Origin of the sequence: Pseudogulbenkiania sp. MAI-1 (genome assembly GCF_000527175.1) — a bacterium.
Lineage (GTDB): Bacteria > Pseudomonadota > Gammaproteobacteria > Burkholderiales > Chromobacteriaceae > Pseudogulbenkiania.
This window is the reverse complement of the sequence record NZ_AZUR01000001.1, coordinates 88,223-114,308: the sequence shown is the minus strand read 5'-3', so window position 1 is coordinate 114,308 and position 26,086 is coordinate 88,223. Positions and strand designations below refer to the sequence as shown.

General features: G+C 66.6%; 20 protein-coding genes. 9 read left to right on the top strand and 11 right to left on the bottom strand.

Features of this window, described 5'->3' with window-relative positions; all coding sequences use genetic code 11:
• Positions 1-26: 26 nt before the first annotated feature.
• Positions 27-2,990, bottom strand: coding sequence for a bifunctional diguanylate cyclase/phosphodiesterase (locus tag PSEMAI1_RS20815; RefSeq protein ID WP_024300963.1), 2,964 nt, complete (start codon positions 2,988-2,990; stop codon positions 27-29).
• Positions 2,991-3,132: 142 nt separating this feature from the next.
• Here PSEMAI1_RS20815 and PSEMAI1_RS0100450 point away from each other — a divergent pair, with 142 nt between their 5' ends.
• Positions 3,133-4,122 carry a serine/threonine protein kinase gene (locus tag PSEMAI1_RS0100450; protein ID WP_024300962.1) on the top strand — a complete coding sequence of 330 codons (990 nt, stop codon included), beginning with the start codon at positions 3,133-3,135 and terminating at the stop codon, positions 4,120-4,122.
• A gap of 188 nt (positions 4,123-4,310) precedes the next feature.
• On the opposite strand, the gene PSEMAI1_RS0100445 is transcribed toward PSEMAI1_RS0100450, so the two are convergent.
• On the bottom strand, positions 4,311-5,567 hold the full coding sequence (locus tag PSEMAI1_RS0100445; protein ID WP_024300961.1) for an MFS transporter: 1,257 nt from the start codon (positions 5,565-5,567) through the stop codon (positions 4,311-4,313).
• A 336-nt stretch (positions 5,568-5,903) separates the two neighbouring features.
• Here PSEMAI1_RS0100445 and PSEMAI1_RS0100440 point away from each other — a divergent pair, with 336 nt between their 5' ends.
• The gene (locus tag PSEMAI1_RS0100440; protein WP_024300960.1) at positions 5,904-7,034 is read left to right on the top strand and encodes a porin; all 1,131 of its coding nucleotides are present in this window, start codon (positions 5,904-5,906) and stop codon (positions 7,032-7,034) included.
• Positions 7,035-7,180: 146 nt separating this feature from the next.
• Here PSEMAI1_RS0100440 and PSEMAI1_RS0100435 read toward each other — a convergent pair whose 3' ends face one another.
• Positions 7,181-8,233, bottom strand: a complete 1,053-nt coding sequence (locus PSEMAI1_RS0100435; protein WP_024300959.1) for a sigma-54-dependent Fis family transcriptional regulator — start codon at positions 8,231-8,233, stop codon at positions 7,181-7,183.
• A gap of 135 nt (positions 8,234-8,368) precedes the next feature.
• Between PSEMAI1_RS0100435 and PSEMAI1_RS0100430 the strand changes: the two genes are divergently transcribed.
• A complete protein-coding gene (locus PSEMAI1_RS0100430) occupies positions 8,369-8,875 on the top strand; it encodes a M48 family metallopeptidase (RefSeq protein ID WP_024300958.1) in 507 nt (168 codons plus the stop codon).
• A gap of 70 nt (positions 8,876-8,945) precedes the next feature.
• Here PSEMAI1_RS0100430 and PSEMAI1_RS0100425 read toward each other — a convergent pair whose 3' ends face one another.
• Both PSEMAI1_RS0100425 and PSEMAI1_RS0100420 read right to left on the bottom strand, forming a co-directional pair.
• Positions 8,946-9,479 carry a glycine zipper 2TM domain-containing protein gene (locus tag PSEMAI1_RS0100425; protein WP_024300957.1) on the bottom strand — a complete coding sequence of 178 codons (534 nt, stop codon included), beginning with the start codon at positions 9,477-9,479 and terminating at the stop codon, positions 8,946-8,948.
• A gap of 92 nt (positions 9,480-9,571) precedes the next feature.
• A complete protein-coding gene (locus tag PSEMAI1_RS0100420) occupies positions 9,572-10,468 on the bottom strand; it encodes a DMT family transporter (RefSeq protein WP_024300956.1) in 897 nt (298 codons plus the stop codon).
• A 95-nt stretch (positions 10,469-10,563) separates the two neighbouring features.
• On the opposite strand from PSEMAI1_RS0100420, the gene PSEMAI1_RS0100415 reads away from it, so the two are divergent.
• Positions 10,564-11,130: a helix-turn-helix domain-containing protein gene (locus PSEMAI1_RS0100415; protein ID WP_024300955.1), complete on the top strand. Its 567-nt coding sequence runs from the start codon at positions 10,564-10,566 to the stop codon at positions 11,128-11,130.
• A 70-nt stretch (positions 11,131-11,200) separates the two neighbouring features.
• Here the strand turns inward: PSEMAI1_RS0100415 and ggt are convergent, their stop codons facing one another.
• Positions 11,201-12,961, bottom strand: coding sequence for a gamma-glutamyltransferase (gene ggt, locus PSEMAI1_RS0100410; RefSeq protein ID WP_024300954.1), 1,761 nt, complete (start codon positions 12,959-12,961; stop codon positions 11,201-11,203).
• A gap of 360 nt (positions 12,962-13,321) precedes the next feature.
• Between ggt and PSEMAI1_RS0100405 the strand changes: the two genes are divergently transcribed.
• Positions 13,322-13,513 (top strand): Lar family restriction alleviation protein, encoded by a 192-nt coding sequence (locus PSEMAI1_RS0100405; protein WP_024300953.1) that lies wholly within the window; start codon positions 13,322-13,324, stop codon positions 13,511-13,513.
• Between the two features lie 164 nt (positions 13,514-13,677).
• Positions 13,678-15,534: an ABC transporter ATP-binding protein gene (locus PSEMAI1_RS0100400; RefSeq protein WP_024300952.1), complete on the top strand. Its 1,857-nt coding sequence runs from the start codon at positions 13,678-13,680 to the stop codon at positions 15,532-15,534.
• On the opposite strand, the gene PSEMAI1_RS0100395 is transcribed toward PSEMAI1_RS0100400, so the two are convergent.
• Entirely contained in the window at positions 15,531-16,829 is a 1,299-nt protein-coding gene (locus tag PSEMAI1_RS0100395; protein WP_024300951.1) for a CitMHS family transporter, read from the bottom strand. The genes PSEMAI1_RS0100400 and PSEMAI1_RS0100395 overlap by 4 nt on opposite strands.
• 387 nt (positions 16,830-17,216) lie before the next feature.
• Here PSEMAI1_RS0100395 and PSEMAI1_RS21625 point away from each other — a divergent pair, with 387 nt between their 5' ends.
• Entirely contained in the window at positions 17,217-17,723 is a 507-nt protein-coding gene (locus PSEMAI1_RS21625; protein ID WP_156943069.1) for a hypothetical protein, read from the top strand.
• Between the two features lies 1 nt (position 17,724).
• On the opposite strand, the gene PSEMAI1_RS0100385 is transcribed toward PSEMAI1_RS21625, so the two are convergent.
• Complete coding sequence (locus PSEMAI1_RS0100385) at positions 17,725-18,681, bottom strand: IS30 family transposase (RefSeq protein ID WP_024300950.1); 957 nt, start codon at positions 18,679-18,681, stop codon at positions 17,725-17,727.
• Positions 18,682-18,792: 111 nt separating this feature from the next.
• Between PSEMAI1_RS0100385 and PSEMAI1_RS21620 the strand changes: the two genes are divergently transcribed.
• On the top strand, positions 18,793-19,518 hold the full coding sequence (locus PSEMAI1_RS21620) for a hypothetical protein (RefSeq protein ID WP_156943068.1): 726 nt from the start codon (positions 18,793-18,795) through the stop codon (positions 19,516-19,518).
• A gap of 134 nt (positions 19,519-19,652) precedes the next feature.
• Here PSEMAI1_RS21620 and gabP read toward each other — a convergent pair whose 3' ends face one another.
• Positions 19,653-21,059, bottom strand: coding sequence for a GABA permease (gabP, locus tag PSEMAI1_RS0100380; RefSeq protein ID WP_024300949.1), 1,407 nt, complete (start codon positions 21,057-21,059; stop codon positions 19,653-19,655).
• A gap of 205 nt (positions 21,060-21,264) precedes the next feature.
• Here gabP and PSEMAI1_RS0100375 point away from each other — a divergent pair, with 205 nt between their 5' ends.
• Entirely contained in the window at positions 21,265-22,767 is a 1,503-nt protein-coding gene (locus PSEMAI1_RS0100375; protein WP_024300948.1) for a PLP-dependent aminotransferase family protein, read from the top strand.
• 29 nt (positions 22,768-22,796) lie between these two features.
• On the opposite strand, the gene PSEMAI1_RS0100370 is transcribed toward PSEMAI1_RS0100375, so the two are convergent.
• Positions 22,797-25,103, bottom strand: coding sequence for a bifunctional diguanylate cyclase/phosphodiesterase (locus tag PSEMAI1_RS0100370; RefSeq protein WP_084612603.1), 2,307 nt, complete (start codon positions 25,101-25,103; stop codon positions 22,797-22,799).
• An 89-nt stretch (positions 25,104-25,192) separates the two neighbouring features.
• Positions 25,193-25,978: an ABC transporter substrate-binding protein gene (locus tag PSEMAI1_RS20395; RefSeq protein WP_051460186.1), complete on the bottom strand. Its 786-nt coding sequence runs from the start codon at positions 25,976-25,978 to the stop codon at positions 25,193-25,195.
• Positions 25,979-26,086 lie beyond the last annotated feature (108 nt).

The window sequence follows — 26,086 nt, the reverse complement described above, 5'->3', positions numbered from 1 at the left end:
CCGCAGTGTAGCGGAGAAACCCCCGCTCAGGCCGGGTCGGACGTCGTACGGCGCAGCTGCCGGCCCAGCCACTCCGGCACCTCGTCGCCGGCGAGCAGCAGGTCGGCCGGCGCCACTGGCACCAGCCGGCAACCGGCGGCGCGCAGCAGGGCCTGCTGCTCCTCGTCCTCGACGCCACTGGCCACGACCTGCAGCTTGAGCAGTTGCGCCAGTTGCAGCAGGGTTTCGAGCAGGCCGGCCCGGCCATGTTCCTGGCCCAGGTGGCGAAGGAACTCGCGGTCCAGCGTCAGGTGCCGCAGCGGCAGCCGGGTCAGCTGCGACAGCGAAACGTAGCTGGTGCCGAAGCCGTCCATGAACAGGCTCACACCCAGGCCCGCCAGCTGCTGCAAGACGGCGCGGCCCAGCTCCGGGTTGCGCATCAGCTGCCCTTCGTCGATGCCGATGGTCAGCCGCGACGGCGCCAGCCCGGTCTGCAACAGGATGTCGCGCAGCAAGTCCGGCAAGCCGGCCTGCAGCCCTCCCGCCCCGGACAAGCGCACCGTCAGCGACACATTCCGCCCCTGCTGCTGCCAGTCGCCACCATCGCGGCAGGCCTGGCGCAGCATCCACTGGTTGAGCGTCTGGCTCAGTCCCGCCTCTTCGGCCTGGCCCAGGAAGTCCTCCGGCATCAGCACGCTGCCGTCCGGCTGGTTCCAGCAGGGCAGCGCCTCCACCATCGGCGTGCCGTCGACGCTCAGCGGCCGGTAGCACAAGGAGAGCTCGTTGCGCCCCAGCGCCGCGTCCAGCCGCACGCCGAAGGCCAGCCGCTGGCTGGAGCGCTGCTGCATCTCGCGGTTGAACAGGCTGCACTGCCCGCCGCCGGCCAGTTTGGCCTCGTACAGCGCCATGTCGGCGTGCCGGCACAGCGTGTCGGCGTCGTCGCCGTGCTGAGGGAAAAAGGCGATGCCGACGCTGGCGCTGACGAACAGCTCCTGGCCGTCCAGCAGCACCGGCTGGCTGACGCTCTGGATGATGCGCGCCGCCACCTGCAGCGCCTGCTCCTCGCCGTGCAGCTCGGCCAAGAGCACGGTGAACTCGTCCCCGCCCAGCCGCGCCAGGGTGTCGGCGTCGCGCACCACGCCACGCAGCCGGCCCGCCACCTCGCTCAACAGCCGGTCGCCGGCCGGATGGCCCAGGGTGTCGTTGACGGACTTGAAGCGGTCGAGGTCGATGTACATCACCGCCAGCTGCCCCGGTTCGCGGCGCGCCCCCGCCAGCGCCATCTGCAGGTGGTCGGCGAACAGCGCGCGGTTGGCGAGCCCGGTCAGCGGATCGTAGAACGCCAGCCGCTGCAGCTCGCGCTCGCCCTGCTTGAGCAGGGTGATGTCGCGCGAGATCCACACGGTATGCAGCAAGCGGCCGCGCTCGTTACGCAATTCGTTGAGCGTCACCCACGAGATGAAGCGCTCCCCGTCCTGGCGCCGGCCGGGCAGCTCGCCGCTCCAGCAGCCGCTCTCGCCCAGCGCGTGCTGCAACTCGCGCAGCGCCGGCGCCCCCAACAGCCCCTGGGTGGTATGGAACAGCGGCTTGCCGATCAGTTCCTCGCGCGCCGCGCCGCAGGCGACGGCATAGGCCGGGTTGACCTCGATGATGTGCCCCTCCGGGTCGGCGATCGCCACCGCTTCGCCGGTACTGCGGATCACCTCGGCGTAGAGGCGCAGGTCTTTTTCCGCCTGGCGCCGCCAGCTGGCATCGCGGATGTCGCTGAATACCAGCATGCCCTGCGAGCTGGGAATCAGGCTGACGCTGACCTCGATCGGCAATTCGCGGCCGTCGCGGCAGCGGATGTGAATGTCGGACAGGATCTCGTCGGGCGCGGCGAACTCGCCGTTCTCCACGTGCCGATACCAGCCGCGCAACGCCGGGCGCAACCGCTCCGGCACCAGGAGCTCGAACGGCTGGCCCTGCAACTCCTCGGCGGGGTAGCCCAGCAGCGTCTCGACCCGGGCGTTGGTCATCACGATGCGGCCGTCCCGGGTGCTGATGATGACCGCGTCGGGCGCCGCCTTGAGCAGGCCGCGCGCCCAAGCCTCGCTGTCGTGCAGCGCACGGGTGCGTTCCTCCACGCGCTGCTCCAGTTCCTCCTGGGCGCGCTGCAGGTCGCGGTTGAGCGCCAACAGCTGCTGCTCCTTGCTGCGCACCCGCCCCAGCACCATGCGGAACGCCTCGATCACGCCGCCCAGCCGCGCCAGTTCGTCGCCGCCACCCAGCGCGTGCAGGTTGGAACCGGCCTCGCGCCCCAGTTCCACCAACGCGGCGAACTGCTGTTCCAGCGAACGCGACAGCCAGCGCGTGCCCAGCAGCGCCAGCCCCAAGAGGGCGATGCACACCCCGCCGCCAGCCAGACTCCATCCCACCAGTTGCTCCTGGTTGCGGCTCACCTGGCGCTCGACATCTTGCCCCAGGGCACGGGTTTCCGCCCGCAGCATCGGTTCGAACAGCATGGCCAGTTGCAGGAACTGCCGGTCGGCCACCTCGAAATGCCGCCGCGCCGCCGCCGGATCGGCCGGCAGCTGCGCCGCCGCGACCGATACCTTGCGCTCGTAATCGGTCAGGCCGAGCAGGAACTGGCCGATGCCGGGGTCGCCGCCCTCGGCCAAGGGGGCCGGCGTGGACTTGTTCAACTGCGCGGCGGCGCGCACCAGCCCGGCCAGGCGCAGCCGGGCGTGTTTCACCAGCGCCGGGTCGGATGGCTCGCGCAGTAGGCCGCCCAACTCGGTGTGCAACTGCGTCAGGCCGGCGAACTGGGCCGCCAGCGCGTTCATCTGCTGCAGCCGCGCCGCGCTGACCTCCACCGCCGACAGGCTCTGACGCTGGGACGTCAACAGGAAGCCGCCGATCAGCGCGACGATCAGCACCAGCGCCAGCAACGGTGCCACCAGCAGGCGCTGGCGCAGCGATAAGGCATTCAGCCAGCCTGGTCGTGCATAGGCCCGCTTCGTTTCAGTCATTGCCATTCCCCCCTGCGCTAAACGCGGTGGCCGGGTCGAGACGCCCGCCATGTCAGGCATGATCACGCACCGCATTACCTACTTATAGTGCATATTCGCCGTCGGCAACGCGGCAAAGTGGGCGAGGCCGTATAATGCGGCCATGACGACACCACCTCCGCCGCCCTTCGCCGGGCTCACTCCCGACTGCCTGCTCGACGCGCTGGAAGGCCTCGGCCTGCCGGTCAGCGGCCAGCTGTTGGCGCTCAACAGCTACGAGAACCGCGTCTACCAGGTGGGACTGGACGAGGCGCCGCCGCTGGTGGCCAAGTTCTATCGCCCGGCGCGCTGGAGCGACGAACAGATCCTGGAGGAACACGCCTTCGTGGCCGAACTGGCCGAGCGCGAGATCCCGGTGGTGGGGGCATTGAGCCTCGCCGGGCGCACACTGCACCACCACGCCGGCTTCCGCTTCGCGCTGTTCCCGCGTCGCGGCGGACGCGCTCCGGAGCTGGACCGGCCGGACACACTGGAGTGGCTGGGGCGCTTTCTCGGCCGCATCCACGCGGTCGGGGCGGTGACGCCGTTCACGCGGCGGCCGACGCTGGATGCGGCCAGCTTCGGCGAGGAGCCGCTGGCCTACCTCGCCGGCTGCCCGTTCATCCCGGCGGAGCTGCACGAGGTCTACCTCGGTGTGGTACGCCAGGCGTTGGAAGGGGTGGAACGCTGCTACGGCCGTGCCGGCGACGTCGTGCTGCGCCGCCTGCACGGCGACTGCCACGCCGGCAACGTGCTGTGGACCGATGCCGGCCCGCATTTCGTCGACTTCGACGACAGCCGCATGGGACCGGCGGTGCAGGATCTGTGGATGCTGCTGTCGGGCGGGCGCGCCGAGCAGAGCGCCCAGCTGGCCGACCTGCTGGCCGGCTACGAGGATTTTTGCGAGTTCGATACGCGCGAGCTGTACCTGGTCGAGGCGCTGCGCACGCTGCGGCTGATCCACTACAGCGCCTGGCTGGCGCGGCGCTGGCACGACCCGGCCTTTCCCGCCGCCTTCCCGTGGTTCGACAGCCCGCGCTACTGGCAGGACCAGATCCTGGCGCTGCGCGAGCAGATCGCGCTGATGGACGAGCCGCCGCTGTGGCCGGTGTGAGCGGCATGCCCCCCCCGGCGGGAAGCCCCAATGCATCCCGTTAAGAGCCGCTGAAACCCAGCGCAGCGGTCTTGGCTAGGCGTGCGGCCGCAGACAGTACAAGTAGTACGGCAAGTGTTTGCTGGGCGAATCCCTGCAATGGATTCGCACGCGAGCACAACAACGCCAAGAGGGTTTGGTTAGCGGCTCTAAACCGCCGGACTGTCGGCCGTTTCCTCCACCAGCCGATGGCGGCGCGCCAGGCTCGGGAACAGCCGCATCCACAGCGCCGCTACCGCCAGCGTCCCCACCCCGCCCAGCACCACCGCCGGCACCGTGCCGAACAGCGCCGCGGTCGCGCCGGACTCGAACTCGCCCAACTGGTTCGAAGCGCCGATGAACAGCGAGTTGACCGCGCTGACCCGCCCGCGCATCTCGTCCGGCGTCTCCAACTGCACGAAGGTCTGGCGGATCACCACGCTGATCATGTCCGCGGCCCCCAGCACCACCAACGCCGCCAGCGACAGGCCGAACGAGGTGGACAGGCCAAAGACGATGGTGGCGAGCCCGAACACCGCCACCGCCGCGAACATCACTCGCCCCACGCGGCGCGCGATCGGAAAGCGCATCAGGTAGGCCGACATCAAGAGCGCGCCCACCGCCGGTGCCGAGCGCAGCAGGCCCAGCCCCCACGGTCCGGTATGCAGGATCTCGCCCGCATAGATCGGCAACAGCGCGGTGGCGCCACCCAGCAGCACCGCGAACAGGTCGAGAGAAATGGCGCCGAGGATGTCCGGCCGGCTCCGGATGTAGCGCACTCCCGCCAGCAGCGACTCCAGCGTCATGCGCTCTTGCGACGACTCCTGCCGCCGTGCCGGCAGGGTTGCGATCACCAGCGCGCCGGCCAGGTAGAGCAGCAGGTTCAGGGTGTAGGTGAACTCGGCACCGACCGCGTACAGCAGGCCGCCCAGCGCCGGCGCCAGGATCGTCGCCGCCTCGTTGGCCGAGGCCGAGGCCGCCACCGCCGGCGGGAACAGCGAGCTCGGCACCACGTTCGGCAGCAACGCCTGCATCGCCGGCATGTCGAAAGAGCGGCAAGTGCCAATCACCACCGACAGCACGAAGATCAGTTCGCGGTTGACCGCGAACCCGGCATGCATGCTGCCCAGCGCCAGCACCGCCGCCACCGCCGCCTGCACCACCAGGCTGATCATCACGATGCGCTTGCGGTCGAAGCGGTCCACCGCCGACCCCACCACCAGCACCAGCAACACCCGCGGCAGGAACTGCAGCAGCCCGACCAGGCCCAGGTCGAGCGCGCTGCCGGTGAGCGAGTACACCTGCCAGCCGATGGCGACGGTGAGAATCTGGAAACCGCTGGTGAGGCAGACCCGGGTCAGCCAATAGCGCCAGAACGGTCGGAAATGACGCAGCGAAGGGGGAACGGCCGGTGAGGCAGAGTTCATGACTGGGCAATAAAATGACGGGGGTGACGACAGCGTACGCCGGCTCCGCTCCGAGCGCCAGCCTGCGCCGTCGTTGCAGCCTGACACAGTCGCCGTCCCCGGCCGGTGTGTCAAGCTGACACAGTGTTGCAGAGTGTCGCAACCAACCCGGACGGCCCCGCCACGCCGCGCACCGGCCCCGCCCGTCGGCCGACGGCCAAATCCGGCAAAAACCCATTGCTTTCAACCAGATGGCCCACTCCATACCAAAGTCGTAGACGGATTTTCCCCTGCTGGGAATGGCGCTTGCACCTTGTGGCCGGCAGTCGCCTCGTTCGCCACCTCAAGGGAGAAATCATGAAAACCAAAACACAAACCACCCTGCTCGCCAGCCTCGTCGCCGCGCTGTTCGCCGGCCAGGCCATGGCGCTGGAAATCTACAACGACAAGGGCTGGTCGCTCGACATCAGCGGTTCGGTCAACGCCTTCTACACCACCAGCAAGGCCGACAACGGCGAGCGTTCCAGCCAGATCGAGAACGGCCTGTTGCCCGGCTACTTCAACATCACCGCCGCCACCAAGCAGAAGGGCTTCGACGTCAAGGGCGTGATCGGCATCTGGCCCGGCATCGACTCCGACTCGCCGGCGTTGCAATCCGCCACCGCCGGTGTCGGCAAATCCACGGTGGACGCCCGTACCAACTACCTGAGCTTCGGCAACGACAAGATCGGCACCTTCAAGTTCGGCCGCGACATCGGCCTGTTCCAGTCCAACGCCATCCTCAACGACATGACGCTGATCGGCGTCGGCGGCGGCGCCGGGCTCGCGCGCAACATCAACACCACGCTGGGCGGCATCGGCGCCGGCTACATCTACGCCGAATTCCAGCCGCAGATCACCTACACCACGCCCGATTACAACGGCTTCCACGCCAGCCTCGGCGTGTTCGACAACAAGGACGTCGACAGCAGCGGCACCACCGGCAGCCATCCCGGCTACCAGGGCCTGGCCGAATACGGCTTCAAGAGCAACGCGGTGGCGGGCAAGGCCTGGCTCGGCTTCGTCAACCAGCACTTCGACAAGCTCGCCAGGGACAACGCCACCGGCTTCGAGCTGGGCGCCAAGGCCGACATCGGCAACATCGGGCTGATGGCACAGGGCTTCACCGGCAAGGGCATCGGCGACACCATCCTGTTCGCCGGCGGCACCGACGCCGCGGGCGACAACCGCCGCTCGAACGGCTACCTGGCGCAGGCCACCTACAAGATCGACGACCTGAAGCTGGGCGTGAGCTACGGCGAGAGCCGCACCAAGGCCACCAGCGCCGAGGGCAGCGGCTACATCAACCGCGTCGCCGGCACCACGCTCGGCGCCTACTACAGCCTGACGCCGAACCTGACCCTGGTGGGCGAGCTGAACCGCCGCCAGGACAAGGTCAGCGACGTCGACACCGACAGCGTATCGGTGGGCGCCATCCTGTTCTTCTGAGGCGTGTGACCCGCCCGCCACCCGGCGGGTGCGGCCCCTTCGCCGCTTGGCGGCAAAACCACAAGCCCGGCGATCCACCGATGGATCGCCGGGCTTGTGTCGCCAGCAGAAGCGGGCCCAACCGGGGCGCGGGCAGGCCCGCCTCGTCAGCGGCGCACCGGCTTGAGGCGGCGATACAGCGTATTGCGGCTGACCCCCAGCCGGCGCGCGGCGGCGCTGACGTTGCCGTTGCAATCGGCCAGCACGCGGCGCATCAGTTGCAGTTCGACCTCGGCCAGCCGCTCGCCGTGGGCGGCGGCAAGGCTGGGCGGCGCCTCCTCCACCCCGCCGGTCTCCTCGGCGTCGATCTCCGGCATGACCTCCAGCAGCTCCTCCGGCAGATGGCTCAGTTGCAGCGTCTCGCCCGGTTCCAGCAAGGCACACAGCGTGCGCAACACGCCGTGCAGCTGGCGCAGGTTGCCCGGCCAGCGGTAGCGGCCAAACACCTGCCACACCGCCGGTGCCACCGCCACGACATGGCCGCCGGCTTCGTCGGCCAGCAGCTGCGCCACCAGCGGCACCAGGTCGCTGCGCTCGCGCAAGGGCGGCAGCGCCAGCCGCACGCCGTTGATGCGGTAGTACAGGTCGGAACGGAAACGGCCGGCCGCCACCGCCTCGGGCAAGGCACGGTGCGTGGCGCACACCAACGAGAAATCGACCGGCAGCACCCGGTTGGAACCGAGCGGCGTCACCTCGCGCTCCTGCAGCACGCGCAGCAGCCGCGCCTGCAAGGCGAGCGGCATGTCGCCGATCTCGTCGAGGAACAGCGTGCCGCCGTTGGCCTGCAGCAGCTTGCCGACGTGGCCGCGCCGGCGCGCCCCGCTGAACGCCCCCTCCTCGTAGCCGAACAGCTCCGATTCGATCAGCCCCTCGGGGATCGCCGCGCAGTTGACCGCGACGAACGGTTTGTCGAAGCGCGGCCCGCTGCGGTGGAAGGCGCGCGCGAACAGCTCCTTGCCGGTGCCGGTCTCGCCCTCGATCAAGAGCGGGATGTCCTTGCCGACGATCCTGAGTGCGCGCCGCGCGATGGCCGCCAGTTGCGCGTCGCCGCCGAGAAAGTCATCCAGCGTGCGCGGCCGGCTGCTGCCGGATGACCACGCTGTCTCTCCCGTCCGGGGCGCCGCCGGCGGCGGCACCGTGTGATGTTCCAGATAAGGCATGCCGTCTCTCCCAAGTCGCCGGGTTGACCGCCCCCGATGAAGGCACCCGGTCTATCCTGCTTTGTACAAGGGAGTAAGAGGCCCCACCATTCATCTTTGGTCGGGGATGGCTGCTGCCCGCGCTACAATGGCGCCATGTCCGACCTCCCCTACCTCGCCGGCTATCCGCCGGCCCTGCTCGAACACGTACGCGCGCTGGTCGCCGGAAACCGGCTGGGCGCGTGGCTGACCGAACGCTATCCCGGGCGCCACGACGTGCAGACCGACCGCGCGCTGTACCAGTACCTGGCCGAGCTGCGCCAGCGCTACCTGAAGAACGCCGCCCCCTTGGCCAAGGTGCGGTACGACAACCGCCAGCATCCCGTGCACGGCACGCTCGGCACCAACACCTTCGTGTCACGGGTGCAGGGCGGCAAGTTGAAGAGCAAGAACGAGATCCGCATCGCCACGCTGTTTCGCGAGGCGCCGCCGGAATTCCTGAAGATGATCGCGGTGCACGAGCTGTCGCACCTGAAGGAGAAGGAGCACAACAAGGCGTTCTACCAGTTGTGCTGCCACATGGAGCCGGATTACCACCAACTGGAGTTCGATTTGCGGCTGTGGCTGACAGAGCGCGAACTGAACCCGATCGCCGGCGGCTAAGCGCGTGGCTCAAAATGGAAAGGGCCGGCCGAAGCTTCGGGGCGTCGACCGGCCTTGAGACGGAAAAGACTCAGTAGTTCGTGCTCGCCGCCGGCGCAACGTTCGCCGGCTGCACGTCGACCGTCAGCTTCAGGCGCCGGCCCGGATCGTTGGGCAGCGTCACCGTGCTGCGCTTGCCGCGGTATTCATAGGTCACGTCGTAGCCGACCAGTTCCTCGCGCTGCGTCGGGCGGCACACGGTGCGCGTCGTCGCCGTCGGACGCGTGCCCTGGGTATTGCGCGCGATCTGCTGCCCGGCCATAGCGCCGCCGATGGCGCCGACGATGGTCGCCGCGGTCTTGCCCTTGCCGCCGCCGACCTGGTGGCCGAGCACCCCGCCGACGATACCGCCCAGCAGCGCCCCGCCGTTCTCCGCCGTCATCACGTCGCCCAAGCCGCCGGTCGTGGCCGGCGCCGCCGCCTGTTCGTTCACCTGCTCGCAGTTGTCGTCCTTGACGTTCTCATAGCGCGGCTCGCTCTTCAGCACCGTGGCGTAGTCGGTGAAGGTCATCGCTTGGGCGCTGCCGGCGGCTACCAGCAGCGCGATGATCAGCATTCTTTTCATGTTCGGGTTCTCCGTCGGCAACCGCCAAGGCGGCGGTGACGGCCAGTATAAGCAGGCGGTATGTATGCCTTGTAAATGGTTGTTAACGGATGTTAAGCCCGCCCCTTGCCCAGCTCGGCCACCAGCACGCTCGCCACGATCAGCGCGGCACCGCACACGGCCAGCACGGTGAGCCGCTCGCCGGCCAGCCAGCCCACCACCCCGCCCCACACCGGCTCCATGGCGTAGATCAGCGTCGCGCGCGTCGCCGGCACGGTCTGCTGCGCCCAGTTCATCGCCACCTGGATCAGTGCCGTGGCGAGGCCCAGCCCCAGCACGCAGCCGATCAGCCCCGGCGTCGGCTGCGGCGGCGCCTCGCCGGTCGCCACCGCGGCCAGCGCCGAGAGCAGCGCCACCGTCAGCAGCTGCACCACCGCCATGCGGCGCGGCTCGCAATGACCGGCGTAGCGGCCGAGCAGGCAGATCTCCAGCGCGATCATCGCCGCTCCGGCCAGGGTCAATGCCTCGCCTTTCCCGAACGACCACTCCAGCCCGCGCGGATCGGACAGCAGCACCAGCCCGGCGAAAGCCACGGCGATGCCGAGCCAGGCCGCCAGCGGCGGTGGACGGCGGAACAGCAGCAGCATGATGAGCGGCACCAGCGGCACGTAGAGCGCGGTCAGGAACGCCGACTTGCTGCTGGCGATCATGCCCAGCCCCATGGTCTGCAGCCCGTAGCTGCCGCACAGCACCACCCCCATCAGCACCCCGGCGCGCCACTCGGCGCGGGTCAGCCCGGCGAGCAGCCGCCACGACAGCAGCAGCGCCAGCCCCCCGGCCACGCCGAAGCGCAGCGCGACGAAGCCGAACGGCCCGGCCCATTGCAAGGCGGTCTGCACCGCGAGGAAGGTGCCGCCCCAGATCATGGTGATGCCGATCAGCACCAGGTCTGGCAGGCGCGACGGACGCGGCGAGGCGGAAAGCGGCAGGGCCGCAGAAGAGGAGGTCATGGCAGGGCTCCGGACAGGGAAACGGAAATTGCCGGGAAAGGCTTTTGTGCACTATACTGCACATATCGCTCAATGTGCAATATAGTGCTCAAATCATGCCCGATACCCCGCCGCAAGTGCTGCTCGACGTGTCCGCCAACCTGCGCCAGGCGCGCCAGTTCCTCGGCTGGAGCCAGGACAAGCTCGCCACCGCCGCCGGCGTCAGCCGCCGCATGCTGGTCAACATCGAAAGCGGCGACAGCAACGTCAGCCTCGGCACGCTCGACCGGCTGGCCGCCGCGCTCGGCCTGTCGTTCGCCGAGTTGGTGCGCCCGCCCGCCGCCAACCCGATGCAGGCCACGGCCCCGGTGACGGTATGGCGCGGCCGGCACGCCAACAGCCACGCCAGCCTGCTGCAAAGCCTGAGCAGCGCCGGCCGCACCGTCGAACTGTGGGTCTGGCAGTTGGCCGCCGGCGAGCGCTACGAGGCCGAGGCCGATCCCACCGGCAGCCATGAGATGCTCTACGTCATTGCCGGTGAGCTGGAACTGGAGCAAGCCGGAACGCGCCGGCGCCTCGCTGCCGGCGACTCGCTGGCCTTCGCCTCCGATTGCGCCTACAGCTACCTGAACAGCGGCGACATCCCGGTGCGCTTCACCAAGAACGTGCTGCTGCCGCGCTGAGCACCGGCTGCCGCAATAGAAAAAGCCGCCCCCCCGAAGGGCGGCGGCTGTGTGGTACTGCCCGCTACGCTCAGTAGCCCAGCGTGGCGCCATCCGGGTTGCGCGGATCGGAGTAGCCGTACAGGCCGTCCTCGCGCAGCTGGATGGTCTGGGTGCGGCCCATGGTCGGCTTGATCGACACCTTGTAGCCCTGCTTCTGCAGAATGGACAGCGTGTCCGGGCTCAAGCCCTTCTCCACGCGCAGCTCGTCCGGCAGCCACTGGTGATGCACACGCGGCGTGGAAGCCGCTTCGGCCGGGTTCATGCCGAAGTCGATGGCGTTGACGATGGTCTGCAGCGTGGTGGTGATGATGCGTGCACCGCCCGGGCTGCCGGTCACCAGCCACGGCTTGCCGTTCTTCAGCACCAGGGTCGGCGACATCGACGACAGCGGACGTTTGCCCGGCTGGATCGCGTTGGCCTCGCCGCCGATCAGGCCATAGGCGTTGGGCACGCCCGGCTTGGCCGAGAAGTCGTCCATCTCGTCGTTGAGCAGGATGCCGGTGCCCTTGGCGACGATGCCGCTACCGAAGTTCAGGTTCAGCGTGTAGGTCACCGCCACCGCGTTGCCCTTGGCGTCGACGATGGAGTAGTGCGTGGTCTGGTCGCTCTCGTACGGCTGCGGCTTGCCCGGCTTGATGGACGCGGCGGCCAGCACCTTGACCGGGTCGATCTTCTGCGCCAGCTCGTCGGCGTACTTCTTCGAGGTCAGCCCCTTGACCGGTACCTTGACGAAGCCCGGGTCGCCCAGGTACTCGGCACGGTCGGCGTAGGCCAGCTTCATGGCCTCGGCCATATAGTGGATGGTCTGTGCGCTGTTCACGCCGGACTGCGACAGCGGGTAGCGCTCCAGCATGTTGAGGATCTGGATGATGTGGGTGCCGCCCGAGCTCGGCGGCGGCATCGACACCACCTTGTAGCCGCGGTAGTCGCCGCTGACCGGCGCGCGCTCCTCGACCTTGTAGTTCTTCAGGTCGTCCTTGCCGATCAGGCCCCCGTGCTGCGCCATCTCGGCCACGATCTTGTCGCCGATCTCGCCGTTATAGAAGGCCTTGCTGCCCTGTTTGGCGATCAGCCGCATCGATTTGGCCAGATCCTTCTGCACCAGCTTGTCGCCGGCCTTGAGCGGGGCGCCGTTCTTGAAGAAGATGGCGCGCGTGGTTTCCCACTTGCCGAGGTTGTCCTTTTCCACCTCCAGCATCTTGGCCAGCGTCGGGCTGACCACGAAGCCCTCTTCGGCCAGCTTGATCGACGGGGCGATCAGGTCGGCGAGCTTCATCGTGCCCCAGCGCTTGAGCGCGTGCTCCATGCCGGCCACCGTGCCCGGCACGCCGACCGCGAGGTGAGTGTACAGCGAGCGGCCTTCGGCCACGTTGCCCTTCTCGTCCAGGTACATGTCGCGGCTGGCCTTGGCCGGGGCGATCTCGCGGAAGTCGAGCGCCACGTCCTGGCCGCTCTTGGCGTCGTGCAGCACCATGAAGCCGCCGCCGCCGAGGTTGCCGGCGTTGGGCAGCACCACCGCCAGCGCGAAGCCGACCGCCACGGCGGCATCGACGGCGTTGCCGCCGCGCTTCAGCACCTCCAGGCCGATGCGGCTGGCCAGCTCGTGCTCGGCGGCCACCATGCCATGCTTGGCGTAGACGGGGTGGAAGATGTCCTGCTCGTAGTCGTACTTGACCAGCGGTGCGGCGACCGGCGCTTCGGCCTGCGAGGCGACCGGGGCGAAGGCCAGCGCCAGGCCCAGTGCCATGGCACCCAGCGCGAAGGGACGACGGATACGGGAAGACTGCATGAATGACTCTCCTTTGTTGACGGCATCGGCCAGGCGTCTCTGCGCCCCGGCCAGGGGTGGCGGGCATGTCGTGCCGAAGACGGCACGGTCAGGCCCGGTGAAGCGGCAGGCTCTGCGGCCTGTTGAGATTTCATCCCCGTTTTGCCTGCATGATTCATGCCTGCGATGACAACATGATCGGCTGCGCTAACTCCTTCATTCTATGACGTAAGATTGATGATGAAATCGGCGAGCGTTCGGATTTCCGTTATTGGACGATTTTTCCCGTTCGGCAACTCGAACACCATGACAACCACCGACACGGCTGGTGCCGCCTTTGCGCTATCATCGCCCCATGCTTCTTTGCAACCCGAGACCGACATGAACCAGTCCGCCCCCGACACCCTCAAACCCTGCAACAAGTGCGGCTCACGCGCCGAGCTGATCAAGAGCGGTTCGCGCCGCTACTGGGTGCAATGCACGCGCTACGCCGGCAACGGCAACTGCAACGCTATCGGCGCGCAGGCCGACAACAAGAAGGAAGCGATACACAACTGGAACAGCACGCGCTGAGAGCGTGTGAATAAATCTGCTGCGCCCCCCGATCCCGGCCCTGTGATGCTCGCCGTACCATTTGTACGGCTGTGCTTCTCAAGCCGGCCTCGAGGCGCTCGCGACGATTTCTTCCCCACGCTCTGAGTTGCTGCTGGATATACAGGACTTAGGACACTCCCCCCATGTTCGCCTGGTTTGAAAAACGGCTGCACCCCTACCCCGACACGCCGCCGGCCCAGCCCCCCCAGGGCTTCTTCCCCTTCGTCTGGGCCTGCACCCGCGGCCTGAGGCCGCTGATCGCGGCGATGACCTCGCTGACCGCGCTGATCGGCGCCTTCGAGGCGCTGCTGTTCTCGATGCTGGGCTCGGTGGTCGACTGGCTGAGCAAGGTGCCGCCGTCCCAGCTGTGGCAGACGCAGCAGCACAACCTGCTGCTGTTGGCCGGCATCCTGCTCGCCAGCCCGCTCTTGATCGCGCTGCAGTCGCTGTGCAAGTACCAGGGCCTGGCCGGCAACTTCCCGATGCTGCTGCGCTGGAACTTCCACCGCCACCTGCTCGGACAGAGCATGAGCTTCTATCAGGACGAATTCGCCGGCCGGGTTTCGGCCAAGGTGATGCAGACCGCGCTGGCGGTGCGCGAAACGGTGATGATCGTCGCCGACATCCTGGTATTCGTGGTGATCTACTTCGTCACCATGGTGGCGGTGGTCGGCCGCTTCGACCTCACGCTGATGCTGCCCTTCCTGGGCTGGCTGGCACTCTACGTCGCCACGCTCGCCTTCTTCGTGCCGCGCCTTGGCAAGGCGGCCAGCGCCCAGGCCGACGCGCGCAGCCTGATGACCGGGCGCATCACCGACGCCTACACCAACATCGCCACCGTCAAGCTGTTCTCGCACGGCCAGCGCGAAGCCAGCTTCGCCAAGAGCGCGATGCAGGAATTCATGCACACCGTGTTCCGCCAGATGCGGCTGGTGAGCGGTTTCGAGGTGGTCAACCACACCCTCAGCATGGCGCTGATCGCCAGCACGGCCGGCTCGACGCTGTGGCTGTGGAGCCAGGGCCAGGTCGGCGTCGGCGCGGTGGCCGCCGCCACCGCCATGGCGCTGCGCCTCAACGGCATCTCGCACTGGATCATGTGGGAGATGTCGAGCCTGTTCGAGCACATCGGCACGGTGCAGGACGGCATCGCCACGCTGTCGCGCAGCATCGCCGTCACCGACCGTCCCGACGCCAGGCCGTTGCAAGTGACGCGCGGCGAAATCCGCTTCGAGGCGGTCGACTTCGGCTACGGCGGCGCCAACAAGGTGATCGATCAGCTCACGCTGACGGTGCGCCCCGGCGAGAAGATCGGCCTGGTCGGGCGCAGCGGCGCCGGCAAGTCGACCATCGTCAACCTGCTCCTGCGCTTCTACGACGTGGAAGGCGGCCGCATCCTGATCGACGGCCAGGACATCGCCCACGTGACGCAGGACAGCCTGCGCGCCCAGGTCGGCATGGTGACGCAAGACACCTCGCTGCTGCACCGCTCGGTGCGTGACAACCTGCTGTACGGCCGCCCCGACGCCAGCGACGAGCAGATGATCGCCGCCGCACGGCGCGCCGAGGCGCACGAGTTCATCCAGACGCTGACCGACCCGCGCGGCCGCCACGGCTACGAGGCCCACGTCGGCGAGCGCGGCGTCAAGCTGTCCGGCGGCCAGCGCCAGCGTGTGGCGATCGCGCGCGTGATGCTGAAGGACGCGCCCATCCTGCTGCTCGACGAGGCCACCAGCGCGCTCGACTCGGAAGTGGAAGCGGCGATCCAGGGTAGCCTGTACCGGCTGATGCAGGGCAAGACCGTGGTGGCGATCGCGCACCGGCTTTCCACCATCGCCGCGATGGACCGGCTGATCGTGCTCGACCGCGGCCGCATCGTCGAGGAAGGCACCCACGCCGCACTGCTGGCCCAGGGCGGGCTGTACGCCCGGCTGTGGGCGCACCAGAGCGGCGGCTTCCTCGGCGAGGAGGTGGAGGACGACGAGACGGTGGCGGCGGGTTAGCCGCCGATCAGCGGGAAGGCCCCGGTCAGCAGCGCCGCCACCATGATCAGCAGGCACACCAGCGCAGCCCACTTCAGGGTGAAGCGCTGATGGTCGCCGAACTCGATCTTCACCATCCCCAGCAGCAAATAGGTCGACGCCACCAACGGGCTCAGCAGGTGCACCGGCTGGCCGACGATCGAGGCGCGAGCGATCTCGGCGGCGCTGAAACCATACTCGGCCGCCACCTTGGCGATCACCGGCAGGATGCCGAAGTAGAACGCATCGTTCGACATGAAGAAGGTGAACGGCATGCTGGCCAGCGCGGTGATCACCCCCATGTGCGGCCCCAGTTGCGGCGGCAGCACGGCGAGGAAGCTCTGCGCCATCGCCTCGACCATGCCGGTCCCGCTCAGGATGCCGGTGAAGATGCCGGCGGCGAAGATCAGCGAGACCACGGCCAGGATGTTGTCGGCGTAGGCGGCGATGCGCTTGCGCTGCATCTGCGGGTCCGGGTAGTTGATCACCATGGCGATGGCGAAGGCGATCATGAACAGCACCGGCAGCGGCAGCAAGCCCTTGACCAGCGCCACCATCAGCGCCACGGTCAAGAGCGCGTTGACCCACAGCAGTTTCGGACGGCGGATGTTCTCGTGGCCGTCCACGCCTTCGACGTGGTGATCGCTGTTCTGCAGCTCCAGCACCCCCACCCGTGCCCGCTCACGCAGGCCGAACAGCCCGGCCAGCAACACGATGCCCAGCGCCCCGACCACCATGGCAGGAATCATCGGCACGAACACGTCGCTCGGGTCCACATGCAGCGCGCTGGCGGCGCGTGCGGTCGGCCCGCCCCACGGCGTCAAATTCATCACCCCGCTGGACAGCATCACGATACAGGCCAGCATCAGCGTATTGAGCCCCAGCCTGCGATACAGCGGCAGGAAGGCCGAGATCGCGATCATGTAGGTGGTGGAACCGTCGCCGTCGAGCCCGACGAACAGCGTCAGCAGCGCGGTGCCGACCAGCACCTTGAACGGATCGCCCTTCACCACCCGCAGGATGGCGTGCACCACCGGGTCGAACAGGCCGGCATCGATCATGATGCCGAAGTACAGAATGGCAAACATCAGCATCACGCCGGTCGGCGCCAGCTTGCGGATGCCTTCCAGCATCATGTCGCCGACGTCGGGGGCGAACCCGCCAGCCAGCGCGAACAGAATCGGCACCACGATCAGCGCCAAGAGCGCCGACAGGCGCTTGCGCATGATCAGGTACATGAAGTTGCTGACCATCCCGAATCCCAAAAGCGTCAGCATGATGTCACTCCTTGTTGTCCCATGTTCACTCCATCTCTATCGCTATTGTCGTGGCGCCGTCTGGCGCAAGGTCGCCACTATACAAACGAGAGCTGTCAAAAAGCTTTCAGTGGGGGGAGGGTGGAATATGTTGCGGGAGGGGGTGCAGCCAGGACGGGAGGCCTTTGCCGGTGGCTCCATGTTGCACTCCACGATGGGGAGAGGCGGACATGTGGGGGATTGGGGTGAGGTGAAGAATCAGGGAGAGGCCGCACGCTCGGACTTCCACCAAGCGATATTGGAACTTAAGAATCAAACATCAAAATTGATCAAGGAGACTTATATTAAAGTTAGCACGCAAAGAAATGCCTCAAGAAACCGGGAAACAACTTCCGAAAGGAAGATAGCATGTTTCATGATTTAGTAATCACATTCGTAATCGGGTTGCTCGGGGGAACCCTTGGTGGAACCATTTTTGGAGCTCTCCAAGCAATTTTTCACCCCAAGGTCATAATGACAGGCAGGGACAGTGCCATCAGGAATTCGCTTGCAAAAATTGGGGCCCGGCTTGGGCTAATGTGGGGTGCTATTTTAGGCATCCTTTTTGCGGGGCTGTCGGCAGGAATCTCACTCCTGTTCGAAGCAAACGTACATGGTATCATTGCCGCAGTCCTCATGCTGGGTGCAGGTTTTCTCGCTTGGCTTCTTGCATATCGGATGGAGCGCCGCCATGGAGAAGACGCCATAGGTTTCCTTGGCGCCTCAAGTGGAGGAGCGGCATTTGGCGCGCTCGGCGGTGTAGCAAGCCAACACCTAAACGAACCTGTCTTTTGGACCCAGTTTGTCACTTCACTAATAATCCTAACGATCCTTTCTCCGCGAGTTCAAAAAGTAAGTGCAACAGTCAATAGGTAAATCAATTCAGTGATTTGCTTCCTTCGAACAGCATCCTTGGCGTCTTCCAGTCCAGCCGTTTCCTGGGACGGTCATTCAACTTTCTTTCCACTTTGACCAGCGCAGCCCGAGTAATCCTCCTGAAGTCAGTCCCCTTTGGGAAGTATTGCCGGATGAGCCCGTTCAGGTTTTCGTTGCAGCCGCGCTGCCAAGAACTGTACGGGTCGGCAAAAAAGCAATCTGCTTTCAACCGCTTGGCAACCGTCTGGTGGCCAGCAAACTCCTTGCCGTTGTCGAACGTCAGCGTCAGCACCTGTTTCTGGTGTGGACGGAGCGCTTGGACAATCGCCTTCGTGACGCCCGCCGCTTCCTTGTTTGGCACCAGCATCAGCTTGGCGTAGCCGGTCTTGCGCTCAACCAGTGTCACGATGGCACCCTTGTTCCCGGCTCCGATCATCGTGTCAGCCTCCCAATCACCGACCCGGCTGCGCGCCTCAACTTCGGCGGGACGCTCCGTAATCGGCCGGCGGTTGGCTATCTGACCGCGACGCTCCGGCTTGCCGTAGCGCTTTCTGCGTTCTTTCTGGCAGCGCAGCGCTTTGTAGACATCACCGCCTTGGCGCTTGTTCTGCAGGACCCGCTGGTAAATCCATTCATGGCTGACTGCATAGTCACTACCTTTGAACACGCCGCTGATTTGTTCAGGACTCCAGCCCTCCCTCAGCAACGGGACGGCGATCTCGTCGAATACCGGCCCCCATGGCTGCCGCAATTTGCCCTTGGCTTGCAGGCGCTGGCGATAGCTGCGCTGGGCATCGCTGGCATGGTAACGGCCGCGCAGGCGATGGCGCCGCAGCTCTCGGCTGATCACGCTTTTACAGCGACCAATGCGCTGGCCGATGGCCGTAGGGCCAAAACCCTCGGCACTCAATGCCTGGATCTGGTATCGTTCACCCTCGGTGAGATGGCGGTATTTCATTCCTTGTGCTCCTGACTGGCCGGTCAAAGAGCGGGGGAATTTACCTCATCTCACCCCCTTCCTCCAGACCTGCCTGCCGTTGCACTTACTCCCTGAATCCGCCCTCTAATATTGATCTTCAATACATCCCCCTTCCTCGAAGCAATACAAACACTCAAATCTGTGCGGAGCCAAGCACGCGCTTCAGAAGCCACAAGAAACCTGGCCGATATCGAAAACATCCAATCAGAAGAGGACCTTGACATATTCCTTAACTCTTACTACCAGCATCCACGACCGGAGCAAGTTACCGAAGCCATTGGGGTATTGGGTGCAAGTGATATCCTTGAGAAGGACTCTGCTGCTGCACCAATTGTGGGATTTTTCAGCGAACTGTTTTCGGTCAACCCAGACAAGATTCCACAATGGCAAGCCATTATTGAAAAACAGCCACCACGAGCAAAAGACATTCTCAAACAAGCCATCCTGATCTCCAAAAATGGTGGAATACTTAGAAACACAGACCCCACCCCTCAATTAAATGACATGTGCTGGGGTGCTTTTCTAGCTAGTGGGCGAGCCGATTATATAAGGCAATTAATTAACCATATCAAATATTTTAACGAACAAAACGACCCCACACTCTTCATAACAGCTGGAACAGCCCGCTGGTCTTTAGCTAGTATGGCGATAGGCCACAAAGCAGTACGCTCCATTCTTGAGGCAGAGAGAGATACCCTCGACGGAAGGAGCAAGCATGATATTGAAAAGTTGCTATCCACCTCTCCTGATGATTTACATAAAGAAATGGAAGACATCGTTAGGAAGAAACAGGCGAGTGGAGAATGGTCTTCTTAAACAGGTAGCCCAGAGAAAATTACGTGCATCTTAGTTTTCTCATCCTAAAACAACAAAGCCCACCGGCCGTCAGGCACGATGGGCTTTGCTTTTCCCCGCGACGATCAAACCGTCGCACTTGGCTCAATAACGCACTATGAACGCGCCGCCGCCGCCACCACCGCCGGGCGGCTCTTGCTCCACGGCGTGCCGAACAGGCGCGAGCGCACCCAGCCCACCACCAGCAACGCCAGCGCCAGCACCCCGGTGCCGATCACTTCGACCTGGTGCTCCGGACGGATCGCCATCATTGCCACCACGCCGCAGATGAACAGGATCACCGCCCAGGTCAGCCACGGGAACAGCCACATCTTGAACGCCGGGGTCTCGCCCTTGGCGATCATGCGCTGGCGCATGCGCAGCTGCGAGATGGCGATCACCAGGTACACCAGCAGCGCGATGGTGCCGGAAGTGGCGAGCAGGATGTCGAACACTTCCTTCGGCATCAGGTAGTTGGCGATCACGGTGAGAAAACCCACCACCATCGAGCCCAGCACGGCTTTTTGCGGCGTGCCGTTGGACGCGGTTTCGCCGAACATCGCCAGCGCGTCGCGGCGGGTGGACAGCGAGTACAGCATGCGCGAGGCGGTGTACAGCGCCGAGTTGAGGCAGCTCGCCACCGAGATCAACACCACCACGTCGACGATGGCCTTGGCGTTGGGGATGCCGATCAGCTCCAGTGTGCGCTGGTAGGAGCCGGACGAGGCCAGCAGCGGATCGTTCCACGCCACCAGCGCGGTCACCACGAAAATCGAGCCCAGGTAGAACAGGCTGATACGCCACACCACCGAGTTGGTGGCCTTGGTGATCTGCTGCTGCGGGTTGTCGGATTCGGCGGCAGCGATGGTGACGATCTCGGTGCCGAGGAAGGTGAACATGGTGGTCAGCATCGCGCCCAGCACCGCGCCGAAGCCGTTGGGCATGAAGCCGCCGTGGGCGAACAGCTGCGACACCCCGCTCACCTGGCTGCCCGGGATCAGGCCCAGGATGGCGGCGCCGGCGATGGCGAGGAAGGCGACGATGGCCACCACCTTGACCAGCGCGAACCAGAACTCGAACTCGCCGTAGTTCTTGACGCTGAACAGGTTGGTGATGGTCAACAGCACGGTGATGCCGAGCGCGAACAGCCACATCGGCACGCCAGCAAACCAGGTGTGCAGGATGGTGGCGGCGGCGTTGGCCTCGAGCGGAATCACCAGCACCCAGAACCACCAGTACAGCCAGCCGATGATGTAGCCGGCCCAGTGGCCGATGGCGCGGTCGGCATAGGTGGAGAAGGAACCGGTATCGGGCGCGGCCACCGCCATCTCGCCCAGCATGCGCATGACGAGGACGACCAGCAGGCCGGCGATGGCGTAGGCGATCAGCACCGCCGGGCCGGCCTCGGCGATGGCGTGGCCGGAGCCGACGAACAGGCCGGCGCCGATTACCCCGGCGATCGACAGCATGGTGACGTGACGTTGCTTGAGCCCGTGGCTCAGCCCTTGGGATGAAACACTCATGAATAGATTCTCCTGACTACCCGGCCCCGTGCGCGGAACGCGCCGGGGCCTGTGCCCGGCTGCGGCAAGGGAGGCGGCGGCCGGTGTGTTATCGGTCTTTTTTTATGCATGGGGAAATGCAGGACGGGAGTGTAAGCGCGGATTGGCGATACAATTAGACCCAATCCGGTTTTTTTGATGGAGCCAATCCGGCTCAGACCCTGCCATGGCGCAACGACCCAGCCCCTCCGCCACCGCCTCGCCGCCGCTGCTGGCCGACCTGCTGCAACAGCATTTCGACCCGGCCAGCGCCGAACCGAACAACCGCCAGCTCTACCGCCTGCTGCGCGACGCCATCCTGCAGGAAACGCTGCCGCCGGGGCTGCGCCTGCCCTCCTCGCGCCAGCTGGCGAGCGAGCTGGGGCTCGCGCGCAATACCGTGATTCACGTCTACGAGCGGCTGGGCGCCGAGGGCTACGTCTCGGCCGGCGTCGGCCAAGGCACCTTCGTGCTCGACACCCGGCCGGACAAGCTCGCCAGCCGCGAGCCGCCCAGCCCGACCCGCCCCGTGCCGGCCAGTGGGGCGGCGATCTCGCGCCGTGGTGCGCAGTTGGTCGAGCAGGCCGGCGCCGGCGAGAAGCAGTGGGGTGCCTTCATGCCCGGCGTGCCGGAGGTGCGCACCTTCCCGTCGCGCACCTGGATGCGGCTGCACAACCGCCAGTGGCGCAAGCCGCAGCCGGACCTGCTGACCTACGCCGTCGGCCCCGGCCTGCCGGCGCTGCGCAACGCGCTGGCCGATTACCTGCACAGCTCGCGCGGGGTGCGCTGCACGCCGGAGCAGATCATCGTCACCAACGGCTCGCATGCGGCGCTGCAGCTGATCGCGCTGCTGCTGGGCGATGCCGGCGACACCGCCTGGGTGGAGAATCCGGGCTATTGGGGGGTGCACAGCGTGTGGCGCAGCGCCGGGCTGGCCACGCTGCCGGTGCCGGTGGACGGCGAGGGGCTGCAGGTGGACGAAGGCGCCCGGCTCGGGGTGCCGAGGCTGATCTACGCCTCGCCCTCGCACCAGTACCCGCTGGGCGCGGTGATGAGCCTGGCGCGGCGGCGCCGCCTCCTGGCCTACGCGCGCCGCCACGATAGCTGGATCGTCGAGGACGACTACGACAGCGAATTCCGCTACGGCCGCCCGCCGCTACCCTCGCTGCAGGGGCTGGACGGCCATGGCCGGGTGATCTACCTCGCCACCTTCTCCAAGGTAATCTACCCCGGGCTGCGGCTGGGCTACATGGTAGTGCCGGAGGAACTGGTGGAAAGCTTCCAGACCGGGCTATCGGAGCTGTTCCGTGGCGGCCAGTACCTGACCCAGGCGGTGCTGGCCGACTTCATCGCCGAGGGCCACTTCGTCTCGCACATCCGCCGCATGCGCCACCTCTACGCCGCCCGGCGCGAGGCGCTGCTGTCGGCCATCCGCCACCACTTCGACGACGGGCTCGCCATCCACGACGGCGCCGCCGGGCTGCACCTGGTGCTGGGTCTGCCGGAAGGCTGCGACGACCGCGCCGTCAGCGCCGCGGCGCTCGCACGCGGCATCCTGACCCGGCCACTGAGCGCCTATTACCGTGGCGACGCCCAGCACCAGCCCGGCCTGCTGCTGGGCTATGCCCACGTCGACGAGGATGATATCGCGCGCCACTTCGCCACGCTGGCCGGGGCGATCGGGGCCTGAGCGGCGCCGAGGCGGGCCATGCCGCACGCTCAGTCGGCGGTGGGCGCCTCGCGGGTTTCCGGTCGGCAGGCATGGCTCTCCAGCCACAGCAGCAGCAGGTGCTCCGGCATCGGCCGGGCGAACAAATAACCCTGCATCTGGACCACCCCCAGCTCCAGCAGGCGCAGACGCTCCCGCTCGGTTTCCACGCCTTCGGCGATCACCGCGAGCGCGAGATTGCGCGCCAGATCCGCCACGGTGCGGGCGATGGCGTCTTCGCCGTACTGCAGCGGGGTGACGAAGCGGCGGTCGATCTTCAGCGTGTGGATGGGCAGGCTCTGCAGCCGCTCCAGCGACGAATAGCCGGTGCCGAAATCGTCCAGGTGGAAGGAGAACCCCTGCGCCACCAGCCGGCTCATGGTCGGCAACAGTTCCTTTTCGTGCTGCGCCACCATGCTCTCGGTCAGCTCGAGGTGCAGGGCCGCGGCGGGAAGCCCATAGCGGGCCAGCACGGCCGGAATCTCGACCGCCAGCTCGCCATCGGTGAACTGCCGCACCGACAGGTTGACATTGCACGTCAGCGCCGGATGCTGCTGGCGCAGACGTGCCAGCACCTCGCAGGTCCGATCGAGCACGAAGGCCCCGAGCCGGTCGATCAGGCCGCTCTCCTCGGCGATGCCGATGAACTCGTCCGGCGGCACATAGCCGTCGTCGATCGGCCAGCGCACCAGCGCCTCCATGCCCACGAGACGCTTGTCGCGGCCATCGACGATGGGCTGGAACCACACCGCCAGGGCATCGCTGTCGAGGGCAGCGCGCAGGGCGTGCTCGAGCCGCAGCCGCCTGGCCGCCGAGGCGAGCAACCCCTTGTCGAACACGCTGATGCGGTGCTTGCCGAGCCGCTTGGCCTCATACATCGCCAGATCGGCGTTGCGCAGCCAGTCGGTCGCATTGAGCGAGGGCTCGGCCGGCGCGATGCCGATCGAAGCGCTGAGCGACAGCCGGTGCTCGTCCAGGTAGATGGGCTGGCGCAGCTCGGTGAGCAGGCGCTCGGCAAAGCTCGACACGGAGGCCAGCGAGGTGGCGGGCACCAGGATGGCGAACTCGTCGCCGCCGAGACGGACCGCGGTATCCTGCCGGCGAATCACGCGACCGATGCGGTCGGCGGCGATATGCAGCACCTCGTCCCCCGCCATATGGCCGAGGCTGTCGTTGATCAGCTTGAAGTCGTCCAGATCGATCAGCAGCAGGCAGCACACCCCCTGCGCCGGCCGGGGCGGTGCACCAGTCGCCGCCGCCAGCGCAGCCATCAGCTGGCGGCGGTTGCCCAGCGAGGTCAGCGCATCATGATCGGCCAAATACGACAAGGTGCCGTGCTGGCGGTCGATCTGGCTCATCATCTCGTTCAGCGACTGGCCGAGGTTGTCGAGCTCGTCCGTCCCGCCGACCGGCCAGCGGATGGTGAGGTCCTGGGAGGCGCGGTAGCTGTCGGCCAGGTGCGAGAAGTGCGCCAGGCGGCCCAGCACCTTGCGCCGCAACAGGGTCCCGGTGATGACGAGGGCGATCAGGCTGAGCGCCACCAGGTTGGCCGCCAGCAGGCCGTACGTCGTGGTCCGCTCGCCGTCCAGCCGCGGCGGACCGAGCGCCTCGATCGAGGCGGGCAGGCGGCCCAGCGGCGCCCGGCCCAACCAGTTCCCCTCCCCGGTCTGCGCCACGACGGGCGCGCCGGCGCCGGGACGGAGATGGAAGTCCACGCCGGTCAGCCGGACCAGCGCGTCACGGTAGCCGCCGTCGAGAAAGCGGGCCATCAGCAGACAACCCCGTGCCGGCTTGGTCATATCGGAGTCGGTCACGTCGGAATAGGCCACCGCCAGCGGACGCTGCCGATGCCAGAACAGCACCACGCCGGGCTTGGCGCAGGCGCCGTGGCGGGAAAAGTACTGCTCCAGCATGTGCCATTGCGGCCCGCTCAGCGGCTGGCCGACGGCCGGCCCCGACAGCTGGCGCGTCTGCACCGGCCTGGCCTGCACATCCAGCACCGCCCCCCAGTCCAGGCGCAGGTTGGCCGCCACCTCGACCGTGAAGTTGGCGTCGAAGAAGTCCGGTTTGGTCCCACCCAGGAACTGGTAGGCATCGTCCCAATGCGCGTAGTCGTTCGCCGAAGCCAAGAGCCCCTGCAGGTCGTTCTGGATAACGACGCTCACCCGCTTGAGATGACTCCGCACCTCGTGCCGCTCGAACTCGTCGAAGGTCCTCTCGAGGAGGAGATAGGAGCCCAGCAGCGCGGCGCAGCAGGCGGCGCCGAGCACGCCGGCCATGCGCCACGCGGCCCACCGGCCGAGTCTTACCCGCTTCATGCCACCCTCCCGCCAACAGGCGATCCCTAAAGCATAAACCCTTCAGAATCCACTTGCATTGGTACTTCATGGCAGCCGGGGTAGCGTCCTCAGCGCGCCGGCGGCTTGAACGACGGCCGGCCCTGCGGTGCCGGCAGGTGGTAGCGCTTCGCCAGCGCCTCGTAGAAGCCCTGCTGGTGCAAGAGGCGCAGCGCCTTGTTGAAGCGATCGCGCGCCACCGCATCGCGAAAAGCCAAGCGGTACGGCGTCGGCGGGAACAAGGCGTAGGGGCAGGGCGCCGGCTGGGCATCGATGCCGGGGCCGAGCTCGTCGTTGAACTGCAGGAAGACGTTGATGTCGGCCACCGCCACGTCGGTGCGGCCGGTGTACAGCAGGCGGTTGACGGTGATCTGCGGCGACTGCTCGACGTAATCGGGATTGCCCGCCGCCATCGCCGCGTAGTCCGGCCCGAGAAAGCGCTGCGCGTTCTGGAACGCCGCCACCCGGTAACGGCCGAGGTCCAGCACGCTGTCGAGCCGGATCTGGCGCCGGCACAGTGTGATCGCCATGTTCTGGTAGGCGATGTAAGGCTCGGACAGGTAACCGCCGTCGTTGGCGATGGCGGCGTCGACCCGCCCGGCGGCGAGCCACTCCTGGGCGCGCTTGTTGGGGGCGAACGACACCTGCGGCTGGTAGCCGGCCAGCTGCAGCGCGCTGGTGACCAGCTCGTACTCCACGCCGCGCTGCTCCTCCGCCATCACGTACGGCGCCTTGGTCTCGCCGATGGCGACGCGCAGCGGCAAGCCGGGCTCGGCGCCCAGCGCCGGCAGCGACAGCAGCACATACAGCAAGGCCGCCATGCGGCGGCCTGTGCGCGTGGAGAGAATACCCTTCATGACCTTCATCCCGGGGACGATAGCGCAGCCGTGGCCGCCGCAGTCGACGTTTACGTTTCTTTACATGGTGCAGCAAAGTCAGGCGGCCCGCCGTGAGCCAAGTCAATC